We start from the raw sequence: 20,581 nt of genomic DNA, 5'->3' as shown, positions 1-20,581 counted from the left end.
GGCTGCGTGTCGGTCTCCAGCTATTACTTCGGGTATTGGTTTAGCCATTAGGCGCCGCTGATACCCATCGCGGCGTCCACTTTCGAGGGGCCGCCGAACACGAGAATACTCAAACCCCCGGTCGGCCCCCCGACCGGGGGTTTTGCGTTTTCAGGCTTTGCACTTTCACACACGTTTTCAAGGATACCGACATGAACTACGCCACCTATTACCGCGCCAGCCTCGCTACCTGGCGATTTAGCCAGTCCCGTTCGGGCCAGCCTGCCGCCTCCGACCGGATCAGCCACGGTGGCACCGTTTCGCCCATACGCTCAACCTGTCGAACACTACGCTAGGGCCGGCGCTGCGCATCACGCCGCAGCGTCCGCCCAAGGAATCATTGCCATGCCCAGCGCCACCCTCGCCCTGCCCCTGAACACCGCCCAGCCACACCCCCAGGCGGCCAACAGTGCCCTCAGCCAGCGTCTGCCCAGTGCCCACCAGCTCAAACAGCAACTGCCCTTGCGCAGCGACCTTGCCGTGCAAGTCAGCCAGCAGCGCGAGCAGGTGCGCGCCATCCTCGACGGCCATGACCCACGCCTGCTGGTGATCGTCGGCCCCTGCTCGCTGCATGACCCGCGTGCCGCCCTGGAATACGCCGACCGCCTGCAAGCCCTGGCCGCCGAAGTGGACGATCAGCTGCTGCTGGTGATGCGCGCCTACGTCGAAAAGCCGCGCACCACGGTGGGCTGGAAGGGCCTGGCGTACGATCCGCACCTCGATGGCAGCGACGACATGCACGCAGGTCTCACGCTGTGCCGCGAGCTAATGCTGGGCCTGCTCGAGCGCGGCCTGCCGATTGCTACCGAGCTGCTGCAACCGCTGGCGGCCGGCTACTTCGATGACCTGCTGAGCTGGGCCGCGATTGGCGCGCGCACCACCGAATCGCAGATTCACCGTGAACTGGTCAGCGGCCTGGGCTTGCCGGTGGGCTTCAAGAACGGCACCGACGGTGGCGTGGCCATCGCCTGCGACGCCATGCGCAGCGCCGCCCACAGCCACAGGCACTTCGGCGTCGATGCCCAGGGCCATCCGGCGATCGTGGAAACCCTCGGCAACCCTGACACGCACTTGGTACTGCGCGGTGGCCACAGCGGCCCGAACTACAGCGCAGCGCACCTGGCCCAGGCGCGCCAGGGCCTGAGCAAGGCGGGCCTGGCCGCGCAGCTGGTGGTCGATTGCAGCCACGCCAACAGTGGCAAGGACCCGGCCCGGCAACCGGCGGTGTTCAACGACGTGCTGCAGCAGCGCCTGGACGGCGACCGCTCGGTGGTCGGCATGATGCTCGAAGGCCACCTGTTCGACGGCTGCCAGAGCCTTGGCAAGGCACCGCTGCAGTACGGCGTATCGATCACCGACGGCTGCCTGGGCTGGAGCGCCACCGAACAGCTTTTGCGAGCGGCGAGCTGCAAGCTTCGAGCCGCAAGATAAAAGCCACAGCCTGCATACCGACGAAACCCGCTTGCCGCTCAAAGCTTGTGGCTTGCAGCTTCAAGCATGAGGTAGGCTTGGCGTTTCTCAAAAGGAGTAGTTCCCATGGCTAAAGCCACCGCCCGCCACATCCTGGTCAGCAGCGAAGAGAAGTGCAACGAGCTGAAGGCGCAGATCGAAGCCGGCGCCGACTTCGGTGAAGTCGCCAAAGCCAACTCCAGCTGCCCGTCCAGCCGCCAAGGCGGCGACCTCGGCTCGTTCGGCCCGGGTCAGATGGTCAAGGAGTTCGACACCGTGGTGTTCAGCGCGCCGGTCAACACCGTGCAAGGTCCGGTAAAGACCCAGTTCGGCTACCACCTGCTGGAAGTCACCAGCCGTCAGGACTGAACCTGAGTTGGCCCCTCGCCCCGCGCCGGGGTCGGCCTGGCAGCGCTGCAAGGTTCTTCTTGCAGCCTGCCTGCTCGGTTTAACTGCCGCAGCGGCCCAGGCTGCCGGCAGCCATGCCCTCACCGTCTATGGCCAGGCGCCGCGTTACCCCGAAGATTTCAGCCATTTCGACTACGTCAACCCGGATGCGCCCAAGGGCGGCAGCCTGCGCCGTTCGGCCATCGATCTTGGCCAGTTCGACCACATTCTTCCCTATATCGACAAAGGCACTGGCGTCACGGCCGTCAACGGCTGGCTGTATGCGCCCTTGGCAACCCGTTCGCAGGATGAGCCGTACACCGTCTACGGCCTGATCGCCCGGCGTATGCAGCGCGGCCCGGACGATGCCTGGATCCGCTTCGAAATCGACCCACGGGCAACCTTCGCCGATGGCCGCCCGGTGCGCGCCGAAGACGTGCGCTTCAGTTTCGAGACGCTGATGAGCAAAGGCAGCCTCAAATACCGCACGCAGTTCGCCGAGGTCGCCGGGATCACCGTGGAAGGCCCGCGCCAGGTGCGCTTCGACCTGCGCCAGCCCCATGGCCGCACCTTGGCGCTAGACCTGGCCAGCCTGCCGGTGCTGCCTGAACACGACTGGCAGCAACGGGATTTCGCCAGCGGCGCAGGCTTCAGTCAGCCGGTGGGCAGTGGCCCGTACCGCATCGGCAAGATCGACAACGGCCGCAGCATCACCTTCGTTCGCAATGACCAGTGGTGGGCCAAAGACCTGCCGGTCAATCGCGGCCGCTACAACTTCGATCGCCTACGGGTGGAGTACTTTTCCGACACCGAAGTCGCCCGGCAAGTGCTCAAGGGCGGCGGCTACGACTACAACCGCGAGTTCTCTGCCACCGCCTACACCTTGGGCTACAACGGTGCGCAGCTCAGCGACGGGCGTCTGCAGCGTGGCCATCTGGGCACCCACAAGCCGCAGGACGCCCAGGGCTATGTGTTCAACCTCGACCGTGCGGTCTTCCATGACCGCCGCACCCGCCAGGCCCTGGCGCTACTGTGGGATTTCGAGTGGAGCAATCGGCAGATGATGCGCCAGCTGTACATTCGCCAGCAGAGCTTTTTCTCCAACACGCCACTGGCGGCGCGTCAGCTCCCGGATGCCGAGGAACTGACACTGCTCGAGCGGCTGCGCGGGCAAGTGCCCGATGCAGTGTTCGAGCAGGTGTTCAGCGCGCCAGTCACCGACGGCAGCGGGCTGATTCGCTCCCAGCAGCTCCAGGCCCTGGCACTGCTACAAAGCGCCGGCTGGCGAGTTTCCGGCGACCAGCTAGTGAACGCCGCCGGCGAGCCACTGAGTTTCACCTTCCTCAATGGCCAGCCCGGGCTGGAGCGGCTACTGCTGCCGTGGAAGCGCAACCTGGCGCAGATCGGCGTGCAGATGACCATCCGCAACGTCGATTCGGCGCAGTACGTCAACCGGCTGATGGCGCGCGATTACGACATGATCGTCACCGGCTACCCGGCCAGCCTGTCGCCGGGTGCCGAGCTGTACAGCTACTTCGGCTCGGCCGCCGCGCGCGACCCTGGTTCGAACAATTTCATGGTGCTGCAAGACCCGGCTGTTGACCAACTGATCGACGGCCTGGTCGCGGCCAGCAGCCAGGCCCAGATGCGTCGCTACGCCCACGCGCTCGACCGGGTGCTGCAGTGGAACTACTACTGGGTACCCAACTATTACCCGCCCGGCAGCTCGACCGTGTGGTGGAACCGCTTCGGTCAGCCCAAGGTGGCGCCGCTGTACGATGAAGGCCTGGACACCTGGTGGGAGGTCAGCCCCAGCGCCCTGACCGACGCGCAGATGGCCGAACGGCGCAAGGTGGCGCCATGATCGGCTACATCCTGCGCCGCGTGTTGCTGATCGTTCCCACGCTGCTGGCGATCCTGCTGCTCAACTTCGTCATCGTCCAGGCCGCCCCAGGCGGCCCGGTGGAGCAGGCCGTGGCGCGCCTGCAAGGGGTCGGTGGCGGTGCGGCGGGGGCCAGCGCCGACGTGTTGCGTGGCGAGTCGCGGGCCAGCCGCGGCCTCGACCCGAAACTGCTGGAAGACATCAAACGCCAGTACGGCTTCGACAAGAGCGCGTCCGAGCGGCTGTGGCTAATGCTCGGCAACTACGCGCGCCTGGATTTCGGCCAGAGCTTCTTTCGCGGCGCCAAGGTCACCGACTTGATCCTCGACAAGCTGCCGGTGACCCTATCGCTGGGGTTCTGGGCCACGCTGATCACCTACTTGGTGTCGATTCCGCTGGGTATACGCAAGGCGGTGCGCCACGGCAGCCGTTTCGACGCCTGGAGCAGCGTGCTGATCATCATCGGCTATGCCCTGCCCTCGTTCCTGTTCGCCTTGCTGCTGATCGTGCTGTTCGCAGGGGGCACCTCGCTGAACTGGTTTCCGGTACGCGGGCTGGTTTCGGAAGATTTCGACCAGCTCAGCCTGCTGGGCAAGGTGGCCGATTATTTCTGGCACCTGGTGCTGCCGGTCGGGGCACTGGTGATCGGCGGCTTCGCCACCCTGACCTTGCTGACCAAGAACGCCTTCCTCGATGAGATCGCCCGCCAGTATGTGGTCACGGCACGGGCCAAGGGACTCAGCGAGCGCCGCGTGCTGTACGGCCATGTGCTGCGCAATGCCATGCTGGTGGTGGTGGCCGGGTTGCCACAGGCGCTGGTCACGGTGTTCTTCGCCGGCTCGTTGCTGATCGAGGTGATTTTCTCGCTCGACGGCCTCGGCCGGCTGAGCTTCGATGCCGCCGTGTCGCGCGACTACCCGGTGGTGTTTGGCACCTTGTTCCTCTTCACCCTGGCCGGCTTGCTGATTCGCCTGATCGGCGATGTCGCCTACACCGCGCTGGACCCACGCATCGACTTCGCCGCAAGGAGGCACTGATGCTGTCAGCGCTGTCACGCCGCCGCCTGCAACGCTTTCGCCGCAACCGTCGCGGCTGGGTGGCGCTATGGCTGTTCGTCGCGCTGTTCGGCCTGAGCCTGGGCGCCGAGCTGATCGCCAACGACAAGCCGCTGCTGCTCGGCTACCAGGGCCAGCTGTACCTGCCAGCGTTCAAGCGCTACAGCGAACAGCAGTTCGGTGGGGAGCTGCCGTTCCAGCCCGACTACCGCAGCCAGTACGTACGCCAGCTGATCGAGCGCCAGGGCGGCTGGATGCTGTTCGCGCCTATCCCCTTCAGCGCTGACACGCCCAACTACGACCTGCAAATGCCCAGTCCCAGCCCGCCGAGCGCCAGCAACTGGCTGGGCACTGACGATCAGGGCCGCGATGTGCTGGCACGGGTGCTGTACGGCACCCGCGTGTCACTGCTGTTCGCCCTGGCCTTGACCGCCGTCAGCGTGGTGATTGGCATTCTGGCCGGCGCGGTGCAGGGCTACCACGGCGGCTGGGTCGACCTGCTCGGTCAGCGCTTGCTGGAGGTGTGGTCGGGCCTGCCGGTGCTGTATCTGCTGATCATCCTGAGCGGCTTCGTGGAACCGAACTTCTGGTGGCTGCTGGGGATCATGGCGCTGTTTTCCTGGCTGGGCCTGGTCGATGTGGTGCGCGCCGAGTTTCTCCGTGGGCGCAACCTGGAGTATGTGCAGGCAGCGCGGGCGCTGGGGCTTGGCGACACCCAGGTAATGCTGCGGCACATCCTGCCCAATGCGATGAATGCCACGCTGACGTTCATCCCGTTCATTCTCACCGGCGCCATCACCACCCTCACCGCGCTGGACTTCCTCGGCTTTGGCATGCCGGCCGGCAGCGCTTCACTGGGCGAGCTGGTAACCCAGGGCAAGCAGCACCTCGAAGCGCCCTGGTTGGGCTTTACCGCGTTCTTCGTGCTGGCCCTGCTGCTGGCGCTGCTGGTGTTCATCGGTGAGGCGCTGCGCGAGGCCTTCGACCCGCGGCGCTGAACCGAACGCCCACGGCAAGGCGTGGGCGTGGGGATGGGGGTGAATCAGTCGTCCAGCGGCTTGGGCGGCGCAGCCGGTTTGCCCGGTTTGCTCGCTTTGGTCTCTTTGCCGGCCGCTTTGGCCGGGGCTGCGGGCGCAGGCTCGGGTGCGCTGACGGCTTTTTCGCTGGCGGGCAGCTCGTCCACTGCGGTCAGCACCGCCTGCGGGTCGAGCGGCGTGCTGCTGTCGTCGTCCTTGAGCACATGACGCTCGCCATCGCGGCCGATGAGAATCACCTTGGTGCCTTTACTGGCGCCGAGCTTGAGCTCGCGAATCAGCGCCATGGTCGCCTGTTGCTCCAGGTTCTTGTCCTCACGCATGCCCATCATGTTGGCGACGCTGTACAGCACGATGCCGCGCTCCTTGAACGCGGCACCTGTGGTCGGGTCTTTCAGCGCGTCGTTCAGGCCGCGCAGGGTCGGGTCGGCAGAACTGGGCGCGATGACCACCAACGGTCGCGCCTTGCCCTGTTCACGGGCCAGCGGTGCGTCGCTGTCGGCGGCGAACGTTGGGCAGGCAACGCAGAGCAAGGTGGCGAGGGTCAGGGACCTGACGAGCATGGGCATCTCCTTGTTGGTTCTCGTAACGCCTGACCTTGAAACAGGCCTGGCGCGGCGAGCCTAAACCACCCGCAGCCTCGGCGGGTCAGCTTAACGGTAACTTTCGATTTCAGATGTAACCTACAGCAATTTAGGATTTTTCTGCATCAGGCCACAGCATAGCCCAAGGTCTGCACTGACCAAAACCTTGGGCTACCACTGAACCATCAGGTCGCGAGATGGGCCGCCAGCAACTGCTCGGTCAGGGTCAGCAGCAATGCGTGACGGGCCGCCTGACGCTCATCACGGACCCGGTTCATCTGCTCAAGATACTGACCTTCCTCCGAAGTCCCGGCTTCGGCCTCGTCCATCAGCGCCGCCAGGCGCGCCTGGAACGGTTCGTCCAGTGCCTGCAAACGCTCGGCGTAGCGCTGCTCGAGCCAGGTTTGCCAGAACTCGCGCTGCACCAGCGACGCCGCCAGGGTGGGCACCGTCTCGGCCGCCAGGACCTGATCACGGGCCTGCTCCAGGCGGCCTTGATCGACCCCGGAGACGCCGGCGAAAAGCATGTCCTGAGGCTGCGCCGGCAGATCCAGTACCTCACGCAGCCCCACCCGGTACGCCAGGGCGACTTCGATCTGGTCAGGGTTGGCACCGTCTGCGTGGCGCGCCTGGAGGTCGGCCAGGGCGATGCGCTCGACCTCATCCAGACGCCACAACTGACGCCCGAGGTGGAGCAACGCGCGCTCCTCGGAACCGCCACCACTGCTGGCGCTCAGGCGCGCCTGCCAGACCAGCAGGTGCAGCTCGAGGCCGCTGAAAGACAGCGCCGCGCTGTCCTGGCAGGTCAGCGGCAGGTTGGCCAGGTTGAACAGTTCCTCGCCCAACTCCGGGTAGCGCTCGGCCGCCTCGAGCAGGCTCCAGACCCGCCGCCCCATCGCGACATCGTTGTCGAGAAAGTCGGCGCTCTGCTGCAGGCGCTGCAGCAGCTCGAACAGGCCCGTCGCGGCCGGGCGCTGGGCGAGCGCATCCCAGGTCGCCGCGTACACCGCGCGCAGACCAGGTTCCACGGTGTCCAGCCAGGGGCCGCTCAACAGCGTACCGGCCACCTGCATGCCGGCTGCCTGCGGCTCACCGAACAGCTGCGCCAGACGCGCCGCGGCCGCCGGCTCCAAGGGATTGTCTTCAAGCATCAGTGTGCTGGTCAGCCAGCGCGGAGCGCGGAAGAAGCGTTCTGGCAACGTACGAATCTGATTGCCGCGCAGGTCGGCGATCAGCAGCTCGGTGCTTTCCAGCAGGCCCTCGGGCAGGCTGGGCAACAGCGTTTCGCGCAGGTTGAGCGTGCGCAGTTGGCTCATGCGCTGCACCGACACCGCGAACCCAAGCGGATTGCCGCCCAGGTTCAGGGTGCGCAGGTGTTCACAGGCGGCCAGGCGCGCCGCTTGCTCGGCGTCCAGATGGATCAGGTTGTTTTCCAGCGCAAGCTCGCGCAATCGGCCGAGCCGCTCGATGCCCTGGGGCAGTTGCGCAAGAAGATTGCCGCTCAACTCAAGGGTGCGCAGGCCGGGAAAGCTGCGCAGGAACATCGTGGGCATCTGGCTCAGGCCAACGTCGCGTAACGACAGCACATCGACGTGGGCGAAACTGATCGCCTCGGGCAGGCTCGGCAGTGATGGCAGGTGCGTGCCGTAGATGCGCAGCCGATAGCCCGAAGACTGGTCGGCGACGCTGGCAAGGCGCGGAGTCATGCGTCGCCAGGCACCGAGCAGTTGGTCACAGAAGCGGCTGCGATCGATGCGCGCCAGCAGGCCGCTGCCAGACGTCACCCAGCGCCGCAATGTGCCCTCGAGCTGTTGCATTTCGCCGCCCAGACGGTTCAGTACGCGCTCGACCTGCTGGCCGGTGCTGCGCAGTTGCTGGGTCCAGTGCTCGATCTCGGCATCGCTCATCATCGGGTAAAGCATGCGTACCCGCGCGTACAACGCCCGGGGCACGCCGCGACCGCCACCGCGTCCGCTGAGCGGGTAGCCCAGGCGGCCATCGGCCAGGCGCGCCGGCAGTCGGAACCAGCTCACCGGCTGGCGCAGGCCCAGGGCTTGCTCGACCTGCTCAGGCTGCTGCCGCGCCTGCCGCGCAATCAGCACGCGTAGGTTGTGCGCAAAGGGTTCGCCAATGCCCAGCGCGGTTCGCTCGGCGTCGTCGTAGGCCAGTGCCAGGGTATTGAACAATTCATCGGCAGCGTTGCCCAGCGCCTGACCACCGGCGTCGAACAGCTCGAAGCCCGCCGAGCCCAGCAGCAGGTCGAGCTGGCGCACGGTGCCAGACGGTGGCGCCGGGTCGATGGCGCCGAACTGGGCCACGAACCGTTCACGACTGCCGTCGAACAGCCGCCAGCGGAGAGTGCCGGGGGCGCCGGGCAAGCGGCTGCCGATGTGCAGCGACAGCCGCGCCAGATCGAGGCTCTGCTCGGTTTCGAGCGACAACCCGGCCAACGCCCGCGACACCCTCAACGCCCTGACGCTGCGCTGCGCACGCGTGGCCATCGCCAGGGGCACCCGCGCGCTGGCGAGCAGTTGCTCGCGATGTGTCGGGCTAGCGCCGGCGACCAGTTCCTCGGCAGCGAGCACGCTCAAGCCTGGAAAATCGCGGCGCAGCACCTGTGCCTGCGCCGAGGGGCTGTCTTGCACCGCGTGGTAGAGGCGTTGGAAAAAACTGCGCCGCTCGCTCCAGAGGCGCTCGGCCAGGGCCTGATCGCTCAGCTCGGCGGCCCCAGGCAAGCTTCGAGCATGGTCGAGCACAGTGAGGTCGCCGGGCTGCAATCCTTGGCGCAATTGGCTGACCGCGCGGCGAATGCGCGCCACCAGCGCCACCCGCTGGGTGCTGTCGCGCAACAGGGCATCGGCAGGCCGGTCATGCACATGCAACGCGCGCAAGTGCTCGGCGCTGGTGTAGGTGCTGTGCAGGATGATGTCGATTTCTTCGTCATTCAGGCGGGTTTCGCTCAGCGCCAGACGCCGGAACAGGTAATGAGCGTCCTGCCACTGCCGGGGCTGCTCGAACCACAGCCGCCAGGCGCCGGCGCCGTTGTGGCGCAGTGCCGGGGCCAGGCCGTTGCGCCGGCGTAGGGTCCAGGGCTGCTGGTCAGTGCCCGGGGTAGCTTCATAGGCATGCCCATCGATGCTGACCCAGCAGCGCTCGCCGGCTCGATACACGCCTTGGCTGTCGCGCAGCGCCTCGGCTGGCGGCGTACTGCGAAAGGCCTCCAGCATAGGCTGGCCGAGCCGCACTCGTGCGTCCGGCAAGGTGTGTGGCAGCAGCTCATCGACCACCGCCGAGCGCGTCCAGACCCGCGCCACCACGCTGCCACCTGCGGCGACCAGCGCCGCCGAAGCCACGTCGAGGGCGACATTGCACAGGTGATCCATGGCTTCGCTGTGGTCGCCCTCACGCCAGGCCTCGACCCCCAGGTACACCTCGTCGAGCACCTGCCAGGCGGTGACCGCCAGCAGCGCCAGGCCCAGCCCCGGCACGAACAGCCCGGCCAGGTTGAGCAACGCCCAGCCCTCGGCCGCCAGACGTTGATCGTGTTCGCGCTGCACTTGTCGATCGAGCTCGGCGACCGGTGTCGCCAGCAGCGCGGCGTCATCCTTGATCTGCGCGATGTGCGCGGCGGCCAGGCTGTCGAACAGCGGCGTCGGCCAGTCGCTCATGTGCTCGTCGAGGGCGATGTTGGCAAGGTCGGTGACCCCGTCGTAGCCGCTGATGACCGCGCTGAAGAAGCGCTGGCTGTCGCGCCTGCGCACGAAGCGGGAAAAGAAGCGCTGGTACTCGGCGGTGCGCAGCCGATGGCCGAGATCGTTGGCGAAATGGCGCAGGCTGGGATAGCTGCGCAGCGGCGTGTGCGGATCACCGGGAATCCACGCGATGACGCGGCGCGACGAGGTTACCAGCGGGCTCCAGCTCTGGTCGCGGGCATCGAGCACGACGATCTGCTCCAGGTCGCAACCGAGCAGGTTCAGACGCCTGGCCTTGAGCGGGTCGCCGTTCAGGGTCAGTGGCCAGTGCAGGCCGCACAGGCGCGTGAGCAACTGATGCTCGGCGGCGTCCACGGCGCCCTCGATCCAGGCGCGCTGGGCGTCGACCAGCAGCGCATAACGGCGCTGCCGGGCCAGGACCGAGCGCGCCTGCTCACCCGCCTCGGCGTCCGGCTCGAGCACGCTGCGCAGGTGCTGCTGGTACTGCGCGCCAAGGTCGAGCTGGCGGCAGAAGGCGGCAAATTGCGCAGCGCTGGGTAGCTCTGGCGCTGGCTGATCATCCACGCGCTGCAAGCGGTTGCCCACCAGCATGCCGCCCTCCTCGCTCTGCCCGTCATTGAAGTTGCGCAGCGCAGCTTCCAGCAGCGGCATCGTGCGATACACCGGCACCGTCACCGGCACGCCGATCGGCATGGAGGTGACGACGGGCTCACGCTCACCGTGGCGCCACACCAGCGCGGCGGTGTCGAGCGCTGGCCAGCGCGCCTGCAATGCCTGCTGCAACAACGGCCGACAGAACGCCTCCACGCCCTGCAAGGGTGCCAGCAACTGCTGGCAACGCTCGCGCCAGTACAGGCTCAGGCTGCTGGCATCCTGCAATTGCTGTAGCTGTTCGATGCTCGCAGCGCGTATCCAGGCCGGCAAGGCGGCGTGGATCAGATTGTCCTGGTAGGCGGCGGCTTCGCCGCTGGAAGTTGTCGATTGCTCGTTCATGCCCTGCCCTCTTGGTCGAAAGGCCGGCAGGGTATGGGTTCCACAGGCGTGGCCTGAGGTGCTTATGTAGGCTCAGAACAACGGCATCTGGCGCTCCACCAATGCGGCGAAACTGTCGTTGACGAAGGGCAGAATGGCGTCAGCGATCGGTTGCAGTTGCCGGCTCAGGTAGTGGTCGTAATCGACCGGCGACTGGAGGTTTTCCACCGGCTCCGGGCCTGCCACGGTCATCACGTAGCTGATCCAGCCGCCGTTGTGATACTGCCGGCCATGCCCCTGGGCAACATGAAACTCGTCCGCCAGGCGCGCCGCGCGTACATGCGGCGGCACGTTGCGCTGGTAATCGGCCAGCGGTCGGCGCAGGCGCTTGCGGTACACCAGCAGCTCATCGAGCTCGCCGGCCAGGGTGCGCCGCACGTAATCACGCAGGTAGTCGCGGTAGGGTTGGTCGCGAAAGATGCGCTCGTACAGCGCCTGCTGGAACTCGCGGGCCAGCGGCGACCAGTCGGTGCGCACCGATTCCAGGCCTTTGTAGACCATCTCCAGGCGGCCATCGGCACGCTGCACCAGCCCGGCATAGCGCTTCTTGCTGCCCTTGTCGGCGCCGCGGATGGTCGGCATGAGAAAGCGCTGGTAGTGGGTTTCGAACTGCAGTTCCAGGGCGCTGTCCAGGCCGTAGCTGTCTGCCAAGTGCTGGCGCCACCACTGGTTGACCTCGGCGACCAGCGCCTGGCCGATGGCTGCGGCCTGCTCCTGGCTGTGCGCGTGCTTGAGCCAGACGAAGGTCGAGTCGGTGTCGCCGTAGATCACCTCATAGCCGCGGGCTTCGATCAGGGCGCGGGTCTGGCGCATGATCTGATGCCCACGCAGGGTGATCGACGACGCCAGACGGGTATCGAAAAACCGGCAACTGCTGGCCCCGAGCACGCCATAGAAGGCGTTCATGATGATTTTCAGCGCCTGGGCCAGCGGTGCATTGCCGTCGCGCTTGGCTGCCTCACGGCCCTGCCAGACCCGCTCGACGATGGCCGGCAGGCAATGCTGGGTGCGCGAGAAGCGTGCGCCGCGAAAACCTTCCACCGAGTGCGCGTCGTCCGGTTCGCGCAAGCCCTCCACCAGCCCCACCGGGTCGATGCGAAAGGTGCGGATGATCGAGGGGTACAGGCTCTTGTAATCGAGCACCAGCACCGAGTGATACAGCCCAGGGCGCGAATCCATGACGAAGCCGCCGGGGCTGCTCTGTTCGTCGCGCCCGCCGCGATTGGGCGCGACGAAGCCCAGGCGGTGCATCAGCGGTATGTACAGGTGGCTGAAGGCCGCCACCGAGCCGCCGCTGCGGTCGGCCGGCAGGCCGGTGACGCTGGCCCGTTCGAGCAGAAACGCCAGCAGCCGGGTGTGGGCGAAGATGCCCGTGACCAGCTCGCAATCCTTGAGGTTGTAGCGCGCAAGACCCGGTTTGTCTTCGGCGAACAGGCGGTTGATTTCACCCATGCGCTGGTACGGCGTGGCAATCGCCTTGCCCTCGCCAAGCAAGGTGCGGGCGACGTTTTCCAGGCTGAACGAGGGAAAGCTCCAGGTCGCCGAGCGCAGCCCTTCGATGCCGTCGATCAACAGACGCCCCGCGGCGGCGGCGAAGAAATGGCTGCGGCTGTCGTGCTCGCGCAGGGTCATGGGCTGGCCATCACGGCCCAGGCACAACGGCACCTGGTATTTCTGCGCCTGCACATGCAGCACGCGCAGGTCGAACTGCACCACGTTCCAGCCGATGATCGCGTCGGGGTCGTGGCGCACCAGCCAGGCATTGAGGCACTCGATCAGCTCGCCGCGGTTGTTGCAGTAGTGCAGGTCGAAATCCACGCCAGAAGCATCGCCGTTGCCAGGGCCGAGCATGTACACCTGGCGCTGCCCGCAGCCGTGCAGGCCAATGCTGTAGAGCTCGCCACGTTCGGTGGTTTCGATGTCCAAGGAAGCCAGACGCAGGTTCGGTCGATAGCCTTCGGCCGGCTTGAGCTGCGCGTTGCACAGCACGCCGTGGGCGTCGGCTTGCCCGGTGAACGACACCGCCGCGGTGATGAAGCGCTCCATCAGGTAACGCTCAGGTGGCTTGATGTCGGCCTCGTACACCTCGATGCCGGCTGCGCGCAGGCGTTTTTCCAAGGCCAACAGTTGCCGGTAGTGCCGGCAGTACAGGCCCAGCACCGGGCGCTGCTCGAAGGTACGCAGCTGCAAGGTGCGCAGTTCGACCTGGGCTTCATCACGCAACAGCAGCTCGGCGTGGGCGCGGTCGGCCTGGGCGATGAACGCCACCGCCGGCTGCGGCGCCAGGCGCACGCAGCGCGGTCCCTGCTCGGTGGCGAGCCAGAACTCCACCACCGTGCCCTCGGCGCTGTCGTACCAATGCCGGGTCAGAAGAAAGCCCAGGGAAACTGCCAACGGTGGCCTCGTGCTGTATCGATGAACAGGTGCGCAGTCTACCCGCGAATGCTGGCGCGGTGCCGCTTCATTGCACGGGCAGGAAGTTCATCAGCAACAAGCTCTGCGCGTAGTTCAGGCCGATGCGCCGGTAACGTTCGTCGAGCATCTGCGCCATCAGGTCAAGGCGGGCGACGATCTTGCCGAACTCCACGGCGAAACTGAGGTTGCTGCCTTCCTCGGAAATCTCGTTGGAGAACAGCAGCAGCACGCCATTGGCATCCTGGCGCTGGCTGAGCATCCAGGTGGCCTTCTCGATGTTGCGCGCCGCGTTGTTGATGAACAGCGGGTCGAGCACATCGGTCATGTAGAACTCGCTGCGCCCGCCATGGGCGGTGATCAGCATGCTGCCGATGGCATAGATGAACGCGCCGACCCGGTCGCCGCGAAACTCAGGGTCCAGGGCATAGCTCAGGGCTGCGAGGTCGCGGCGGTTGCCCAGTTGCGCCAACGGCTGGCGCTGCTCGATGGCCAGGCGAATCTGCCGCTCGGCGGTGGCGGCATCGAGGTAGCCGGACTGCTTCCACTGGTTGGGATTGCGCTGGTACAGCTTGTTCATCAACAGATAGAGGCTTTCCAGGTTGTCGCGCATGGCAAGCGTCGCCATACGGTCGACACTGGTCTGGAAAAACTCGCTGGGCTTGCCGTCACCGATCTGGGTGACGATGTCGCGGCCCTGCTGCTGGGTGCAGCCGCTCAGGCACGAAAGAACACCTGCGCACAGCAGGTAGAGGGCGGGAAGACGTCTGCGAACAACCATCGGCACCGGTCGAGATCAGGCGGCCGCACCGGGAGCGTGCGACCTGACCAGACATAGAGCCTCGGCGCCGGAAAAAGTGCGGTGGCGCGGGTGCGAGGCGGCGTTACTGTGCGCCGCGTAACAATTCCAGCACCTGCGCGTGCAGCGCGCGGTCACCACAGGCCACCACACAGCCACCGTGCTGCGCCGTGCCACCGTCCCAGGTGGTGATGACCCCGCCTGCGCCTTCGATGATCGGCATCAGCGCCTGCACGTCATAAGGTTGCAGGCTGGCTTCGACGATGACGTCGACCAGGCCGCTGGCCAGCATGCAGTAGGCATAGCAGTCGCCGCCATAGCGCAGCAGGCGCGCCTTGCCGGCCACGCGCTCGAACGCCGCCTTGCGCGCCGGGGTGTCGAACATGTCGGGGGTGGTGCACATCAGCGTCGCCGAGGCCAGATCGGCGCAGGCACGGGTGTGCAGGCGACGCTCGCCGAGCCAGGCGGCGTCGCCAGTGCCAATGAAGCGCTCACCCGTGTAGGGCTGGTTCATCACCCCCAGCACCGGCCGCTTGCCGTCATTGAGGGCGATCAAGGTGCCCCACAGCGGCAGGCCGGTGATGAACGCGCGGGTACCGTCGATGGGGTCGAGCACCCAGGTCAGCGGGCTGCTGCCGCGCGCCTCGCCATGCTCTTCACCGAGGATGCCGTGCTCGGGGTAGCGCTCCTGGATCAGCGTGCGCATGGCGTCTTCGGCGGCCTTGTCGGCCACGGTCACCGGGTCGTACAGGCGCCCGCCCTTGTCTTCCACCGTGAGCGCGGCGCGAAAATGCGGCGCGATCGCGTCGGCGGCGGCGTCGGCCAGGGTGTCGGCAAAAGCCCGGAACTCGCTGATCTGGACGGCGTTGAGGGACATGGCAGCTAGGCCTCGGTGCAGGAATAAGGGGCAGGCATGATAGCGCAGCCGCAGGCCACTGCGCAGCGTTGCGCGGTGGCCTGTGGCTCAGCGGATCTGGTGCTTGTGCAGCAGGCGGTAGAAGGTCGGCCGCGACACCCCCAGCACCTTGGCGGCGATGCTGAGATTGTCGCTGTGGCGATTGAGCACATCGCTCAGCGCCTGGCGCTCGGCACGGTGCTTGTAGTCTTCCAGGGTGCCGAGCAATTGCTCGTGGCGCTCGACCTCCTGCAAGCCCAGGTCCTGTGCTTCGATTTGCCGACCCTCGGCCAGCACCAGCCCGCGGCGTACCCGGTTGGCCAGCTCGCGCACGTTGCCCGGCCAGTCGTGGCGACCCATGGCGGCCAGCGCGCCGTCGCTGAACGAGCGCGGTCGGCGCCCGGTTTCCAGGCTGTAGAAGTGCGCGAAATGGCTGGCCAGCATGGCCAGATCGCCGTGCCGCTCGCGCAGCGGAGCGGTGACCACCTGCAAGACGTTCAGGCGGTAGTACAAGTCCTCGCGAAAGCGTCCCAGGCCGATGGCCTTTTCCAGGTCGACGTGGGTCGCGGCCAGCACCCGCACATCGACCGCGATTGGCTGGCTGCCACCGACCCGCTCGATGTGTTTTTCTTGCAGGAAGCGCAGCAGGTTGGCTTGCAGCTCCAGCGGCAGGTCACCGATTTCATCGAGAAACAGTGTGCCGCCGTGGGCCGCTTCGATGCGCCCGACCTTGCGCTGGTGCGCGCCGGTGAACGCGCCCTTTTCATGGCCGAACAACTCCGACTGGATCAGGTGCTCGGGAATCGCCCCGCAGTTGATGGCGACGAAGGGCTTGTCGCTGCGCTGCGACTGACGGTGCAGGGTCTTGGCCACCAGCTCCTTGCCGGTGCCGCTTTCACCGCGAATCAGCACCGGCGACTCGGTGGGTGCCAGCTTGCCGAGCAGCTTGCGCAGGTCACGGATCGGCCGGCTGTCACCGAGCAGCTCGTGGTCCGGCAGATCGACCGGCGCGGCGCCCTTGCCGCGCAGGCGGGCCATGCCGAAGGCGCGGCCCAGGGTCACCTGCACGCGCGAGACATCGAACGGTAAAGTGTGGAAATCGAAAAACCATTCGCAGACGAAATCGCCGACGTTCTGCATGCGCAGTTCCTCGGCGCTGAGCACGGCGATCCACTCGGTGTTGCTGCGCTTGATCAGGTCTTTCACGGCATCGGGGTGGCGCAGGTGCGCAGCTTGCAGGCGCAGCACGCCGATATCACAGGGATGCTCCAGGGCCGTGGCAAGGGTCGAGCTGCGCACATCCCAGCCGGCACTGCGCAGGCCTGGCAACAAACGGTGGCAGTCATCACAGGGGTCGACGATCAGCAAGCGACGCAACAGCGCAGGTTCCGACATGTCCGTTCCTTGGCGTCAAATTCTGGTTTTCCGAATGGAAACAGTTAGTTGCGACGCCTGGATGAACATTAGCAAGTTACCTGCAAAGGCCCACTACCGTTTGTCTGCCAAATTCCCGTCACTGGCGGGGAATGAGGAATTTTCCTGGCCAAGTGACGTCCTAGGGCGTGTCGGCATTGTCATGAAAATGACACTGAAAAAAGTCGCACATTGTTGTGACTTCTTTCCTACCGGCGAGCATCAGTAGAAGTAACCCCGCACGGTGGGTTCAACATTGTCAATGCCGCGCGGACACATTTACGCAGTACAGGAATTTAGAGAGACCTACCCATGAACGCCCCGCTCCGTGTCAACGAAGCACTGCTGATCGCCGACCACGCTTTCGAGCCCTTCCAGTGTGTAGCCTGGGATGCGCCAAATGGAACTGGAGAGCTGAGCCTGGCGGTGATCGACCGGACCAACACGCGTATCGGCAGCAAGCACGTGTCGTCGCGCGCTTACTCGAACCTGACCCAGTGGGCCCGCCTGATCGAAGAGGTGCGCGCCGAACTGAGCGAAAAAGGTTATGACCTGCAACCGTGGTCGATGCCACGCTGATCGTTCTTTGTGTGCAATGAAGGCGGGTTGATACCCGCCTTTTTTGTGCGCGTCGCTGCGGCCAGCCGTGCATCGACCCGGGCGTGTCGGTCAGTCTCGCGCGCCGCTGAAGGCCCGCGAACTTACCGGTTCAGGCTGCGAGAGAATTTTTTCCGGGCCGGTCAGTCCATTACAGTCGATACTTCACCTCTTCCAGCAGTACAGAGCGTTGCATGGACAAGTACGCCCCCCGCCAATGGCAGGAGCATGAACGGCCGGTGCTGCCAGGCTCGCCGTCGACCCCGCTGCACGCGCCGAGCAAGCGCGTCGCCTATGGCCTGGTGGGTTTGCTGGTGGCGATTACCGGCGGGCTGGGCAATGCGCTGGTCACCGCCAACCTGGTGTTCCTGCAAGGTGCGCTGGGCGCCACCACTGCCGAGATGGCCTGGCTGCCCGCCGCCTATGTGATGACCAACGTGTCGATGAACCTGCTGCTGGTGAAGTTTCGCCAGGAGTTCGGCCTGCGCGCCTTCACTGAGGTGTTTCTGGTGCTGTACGCACTGGTGACCTTCGCCCACCTGTTCGTCAACGACCTCAATTCCGCGATAGCGGTGCGCGCCGCCCACGGCATGGTCGGCGCGGCGCTCACCTCGCTGGGCCTGTACTACATGATCCAGGCATTTCCGGCCAAATGGCGCCTCAAGGCCATGGTGCTGGGCCTGGGCGCCTCGCAGCTGGCCCTGCCGCTTGCGCGAATCTTTTCCGAAGACCTGCTGCTGATCGCCGAATGGCGCGGCCTGTACCTGTTCGAACTGGGCCTGGCGCTGGCAGCGCTGGGTTGCGTGCTGCTGCTCAAGCTGCCGCCTGGCGACCGCTTCAAGACCTTCGAGCCGTTGGATTTCCTGACCTTCTCGCTGATGGCCGGCGGCACCGCGCTGCTCTGCGCGGCGCTGTCGCTCGGGCGCATCGAGTGGTGGCTGGAAACGCCGTGGATCGGCGTTGCCCTGGCCGCCTCGATTGCCTTGATCTGCGCGGGCCTGGCGATCGAGCACAACCGGCGCAATCCGCTGTTGATGACGCGCTGGCTGGGCAGCGCGGCGATCGTGCGGCTGGCCTTGTGCGTGGTGCTGATCCGCATGGTCACCTCCGAGCAATCGACCGGCGCGGTGGGCTTTCTGCAAGCGCTGAACCTGGGCAGCGAGCAGATGCGCACGCTGTATGCGGTGATGCTGCTAGGCGCCGTGGCCGGGCTTGCGGTGAGCGCGCTGACCATCAACCCGGTGCATCTGGTCTGGCCGCTGTTCATTTCGCTGGGGGCGATGGCCCTTGGCGCGTTCATGGACAGCACCTCGAGCAACCTGACCCGGCCGGCGCAGATGTACCTGAGCCAGTTCCTGCTGGCCTTCGGCAGCACCTTCTTCCTCGGCCCGTGCATGGTCATGGGCATCAGCCACGTGCGCGCCAACCCGCGCAACCTGATCAGCTTTTCGGTGATGTTCGGTATCTGCAACAACCTCGGCGGCCTGCTCGGCGCGGCGCTGCTGGGCACCTTCCAGGTGTGGCGGGAGAAATTTCATTCCAGCCAGCTCACCGAACAGCTCAGCGCCTTCGACCCACTGGTAGCGGCGCGCGTGCAAAGTGGCGCGGCCAGCTACGGTGGGGTGATCAGCGACCCGGCCCTGCGCGGTGAGGTCGGCCTGCGCCTGCTGGCCAACGCCACCACCCGCGAAGCCAACGTGCTGGCCTACAACGATGTGTTCATGCTCATCGGCGCCCTGGCGCTGCTGACCATGCTGTGGATTTTCCTGCGCCGTTCGTGGGTCTGGTACTCGACCCGCCGCGCGCCTTCCGAACCCTTGATTCCCGGTGCCCCGACCCAATGACCCAGGATACGCCCTCGACCACCACCACCGCCCTGGCCGAAACCCCGGAGGGCAAGGCGCCGCCCAGCGAGCCGGAAAACCCCGGCCGTACGCGCCGGGTACGCCTGCTATCGACCCTAGTGTTCGCCGCCATCGCCATCACCGGCGTGCTGCTGGTGCTGTATGCCTGGCGCCTGCCGCCGTTCAGCAGCGCGGTGGAAAGCACCGAGAACGCGCTGGTGCGCGGCCAGGTCACGGTGATCGGCCCGCAGCTGGCCGGGTACATCGTCGAGGTGCCGGTGCACGACTTCCAGTTCGTCAAAGCCGGTGACCTGCTGGTACGCCTGGACGACCGCATCTACCGCCAGCGCCTGGCCCAGGCCAAGGCGCAGCTGCAGCAACAGCAGGCAGCGCTGGCCAACAACCTGCAACAGCGCAACAGCGCCGAGGCGACCATCGAGCAACGCCGCGCGGCCATCGCCGACGCCGCCGCTCAGGCCGACAAGGCCCAGGCCGACCTGCGCCGCAACCAGGCGCTGATCAGCGACGGCTCGGTGTCACGTCGCGAGTTGGACATCACCCGCGCCGCTGCCGCCGCCGGCCAGGCCAGCGTCGCCCAGGCCAAGGCCGCCCTGGAGATCGCCCGTCAGGACCGTGAATCGGTGGTGGTCAACCGCGCCGCGCTGGAGGCGGCGGTCGAGAACGCCAAGGCCGCCGTCGAGCTGGCGCGCATCGACCTGGACAACACCCGCGTGGTGGCGCCGCGTGATGGTCAGCTCGGGCAGATCGGCACGCGTCTGGGTGCCTATGCCAACGCCGGCGCGCAGCTGATGGCCCTGGTGCCCGACACCTTGTGGGTGATCGCCAACATGAAGGAAACGCAAATGGCCGACGTGCGTGTCGGGCAAACGGTGAGCTTCACCGTCGATGCCCTGAACCATCGCACACTGCGCGGCCGCGTCGAGCAGATCTCCCCCGCCACCGGCTCGGAGTTCGCCTTGCTGCAAGGCGATAACGCCACCGGCAACTTCGTCAAGATCGCCCAGCGCATTCCGGTGCGCATCAGTGTCGATGCCGATCAGGAGGAGGCCGGGCGGCTGCGGCCTGGGATGTCGGTGGTGGTGAGTATCGATACGGCGCAGTGAGGGGTGTTGCGGCTGGGGGCGAACACGTGCGTGCTGTATCTGCAAGCGACGTCAGTCGCTAGGCTCTTGGAATCGGTCTCATGACGGGTTGCTGCCACATCCGACCGGGGCTTTTGTACTCCGACCGCTCAGGCGCCACAGACCGCGACTGTAGCCGGCCGGAGAGGAGGTGCTCGTAGGGCCGTGCGCGCAGCGCACCCGAGGCGTAGCCGAGGACGCGAGGTGTGAGGGTTGCGCAGCAACCCTTGCCCGCGCTGGCCCGAAGAGTGCCGGAACGCAGGGAACCCGGAACGGAGCGCAGCGCAGTGCAGGGCCGGCTAGT

At 66.2% G+C, this 20,581-nt stretch carries 15 protein-coding genes; 9 read left to right on the top strand and 6 right to left on the bottom strand.

The window, feature by feature from the left end:
• The first annotated feature begins 384 nt into the window (after positions 1-384).
• From H618_RS0104985 to H618_RS0104965, 5 genes are all read left to right on the top strand, one after another.
• A complete protein-coding gene (locus H618_RS0104985) occupies positions 385-1,470 on the top strand; it encodes a 3-deoxy-7-phosphoheptulonate synthase (RefSeq protein ID WP_028694026.1) in 1,086 nt (361 codons plus the stop codon).
• Between the two features lie 105 nt (positions 1,471-1,575).
• Complete coding sequence (locus H618_RS0104980) at positions 1,576-1,857, top strand: peptidylprolyl isomerase (RefSeq protein ID WP_028694025.1); 282 nt, start codon at positions 1,576-1,578, stop codon at positions 1,855-1,857.
• Positions 1,858-1,927: 70 nt separating this feature from the next.
• On the top strand, positions 1,928-3,739 hold the full coding sequence (locus H618_RS0104975; protein WP_028694024.1) for an extracellular solute-binding protein: 1,812 nt from the start codon (positions 1,928-1,930) through the stop codon (positions 3,737-3,739).
• The gene (locus H618_RS0104970) at positions 3,736-4,794 is read left to right on the top strand and encodes a microcin C ABC transporter permease YejB (protein ID WP_028694023.1); all 1,059 of its coding nucleotides are present in this window, start codon (positions 3,736-3,738) and stop codon (positions 4,792-4,794) included. Before H618_RS0104975 ends, H618_RS0104970 begins: the two co-directional genes overlap by 4 nt.
• Entirely contained in the window at positions 4,794-5,810 is a 1,017-nt protein-coding gene (locus H618_RS0104965) for an ABC transporter permease (protein WP_028694022.1), read from the top strand. Before H618_RS0104970 ends, H618_RS0104965 begins: the two co-directional genes overlap by 1 nt.
• 44 nt (positions 5,811-5,854) lie before the next feature.
• Here H618_RS0104965 and H618_RS0104960 read toward each other — a convergent pair whose 3' ends face one another.
• From H618_RS0104960 to H618_RS0104935, 6 genes are all read right to left on the bottom strand, one after another.
• Positions 5,855-6,409: a DUF4174 domain-containing protein gene (locus H618_RS0104960; protein ID WP_028694021.1), complete on the bottom strand. Its 555-nt coding sequence runs from the start codon at positions 6,407-6,409 to the stop codon at positions 5,855-5,857.
• Between the two features lie 206 nt (positions 6,410-6,615).
• The gene (locus H618_RS0104955; RefSeq protein WP_028694020.1) at positions 6,616-11,136 is read right to left on the bottom strand and encodes an NEL-type E3 ubiquitin ligase domain-containing protein; all 4,521 of its coding nucleotides are present in this window, start codon (positions 11,134-11,136) and stop codon (positions 6,616-6,618) included.
• A 72-nt stretch (positions 11,137-11,208) separates the two neighbouring features.
• Complete coding sequence (locus tag H618_RS0104950) at positions 11,209-13,569, bottom strand: DNA polymerase II (RefSeq protein WP_028694019.1); 2,361 nt, start codon at positions 13,567-13,569, stop codon at positions 11,209-11,211.
• Positions 13,570-13,636: 67 nt separating this feature from the next.
• Complete coding sequence (locus tag H618_RS0104945) at positions 13,637-14,368, bottom strand: hypothetical protein (protein ID WP_028694018.1); 732 nt, start codon at positions 14,366-14,368, stop codon at positions 13,637-13,639.
• A gap of 103 nt (positions 14,369-14,471) precedes the next feature.
• Positions 14,472-15,263 carry a histidinol-phosphatase gene (hisN, locus tag H618_RS0104940; RefSeq protein ID WP_028694017.1) on the bottom strand — a complete coding sequence of 264 codons (792 nt, stop codon included), beginning with the start codon at positions 15,261-15,263 and terminating at the stop codon, positions 14,472-14,474.
• Positions 15,264-15,350: 87 nt separating this feature from the next.
• Positions 15,351-16,676: a sigma-54 dependent transcriptional regulator gene (locus H618_RS0104935; protein ID WP_028694016.1), complete on the bottom strand. Its 1,326-nt coding sequence runs from the start codon at positions 16,674-16,676 to the stop codon at positions 15,351-15,353.
• On the opposite strand from H618_RS0104935, the gene H618_RS22715 reads away from it, so the two are divergent.
• From H618_RS22715 to H618_RS0104920, 4 genes are all read left to right on the top strand, one after another.
• Positions 16,675-16,923 carry a hypothetical protein gene (locus H618_RS22715; protein WP_154660618.1) on the top strand — a complete coding sequence of 83 codons (249 nt, stop codon included), beginning with the start codon at positions 16,675-16,677 and terminating at the stop codon, positions 16,921-16,923. The genes H618_RS0104935 and H618_RS22715 overlap by 2 nt on opposite strands.
• Positions 16,924-17,006: 83 nt before the next feature.
• The gene (locus tag H618_RS0104930; protein ID WP_028694015.1) at positions 17,007-17,273 is read left to right on the top strand and encodes a hypothetical protein; all 267 of its coding nucleotides are present in this window, start codon (positions 17,007-17,009) and stop codon (positions 17,271-17,273) included.
• Positions 17,274-17,485: 212 nt separating this feature from the next.
• Positions 17,486-19,135 carry an MFS transporter gene (locus tag H618_RS0104925; protein WP_028694014.1) on the top strand — a complete coding sequence of 550 codons (1,650 nt, stop codon included), beginning with the start codon at positions 17,486-17,488 and terminating at the stop codon, positions 19,133-19,135.
• Positions 19,132-20,259, top strand: coding sequence for an HlyD family secretion protein (locus H618_RS0104920; protein ID WP_028694013.1), 1,128 nt, complete (start codon positions 19,132-19,134; stop codon positions 20,257-20,259). The genes H618_RS0104925 and H618_RS0104920 overlap by 4 nt, the downstream gene beginning before the upstream one ends.
• Positions 20,260-20,581 lie beyond the last annotated feature (322 nt).

The organism is Pseudomonas cremoricolorata DSM 17059 = NBRC 16634, assembly GCF_000425745.1.
GTDB lineage: Bacteria > Pseudomonadota > Gammaproteobacteria > Pseudomonadales > Pseudomonadaceae > Aquipseudomonas > Aquipseudomonas cremoricolorata.
This window is presented reverse-complemented; position numbering and strand designations above follow the sequence as displayed.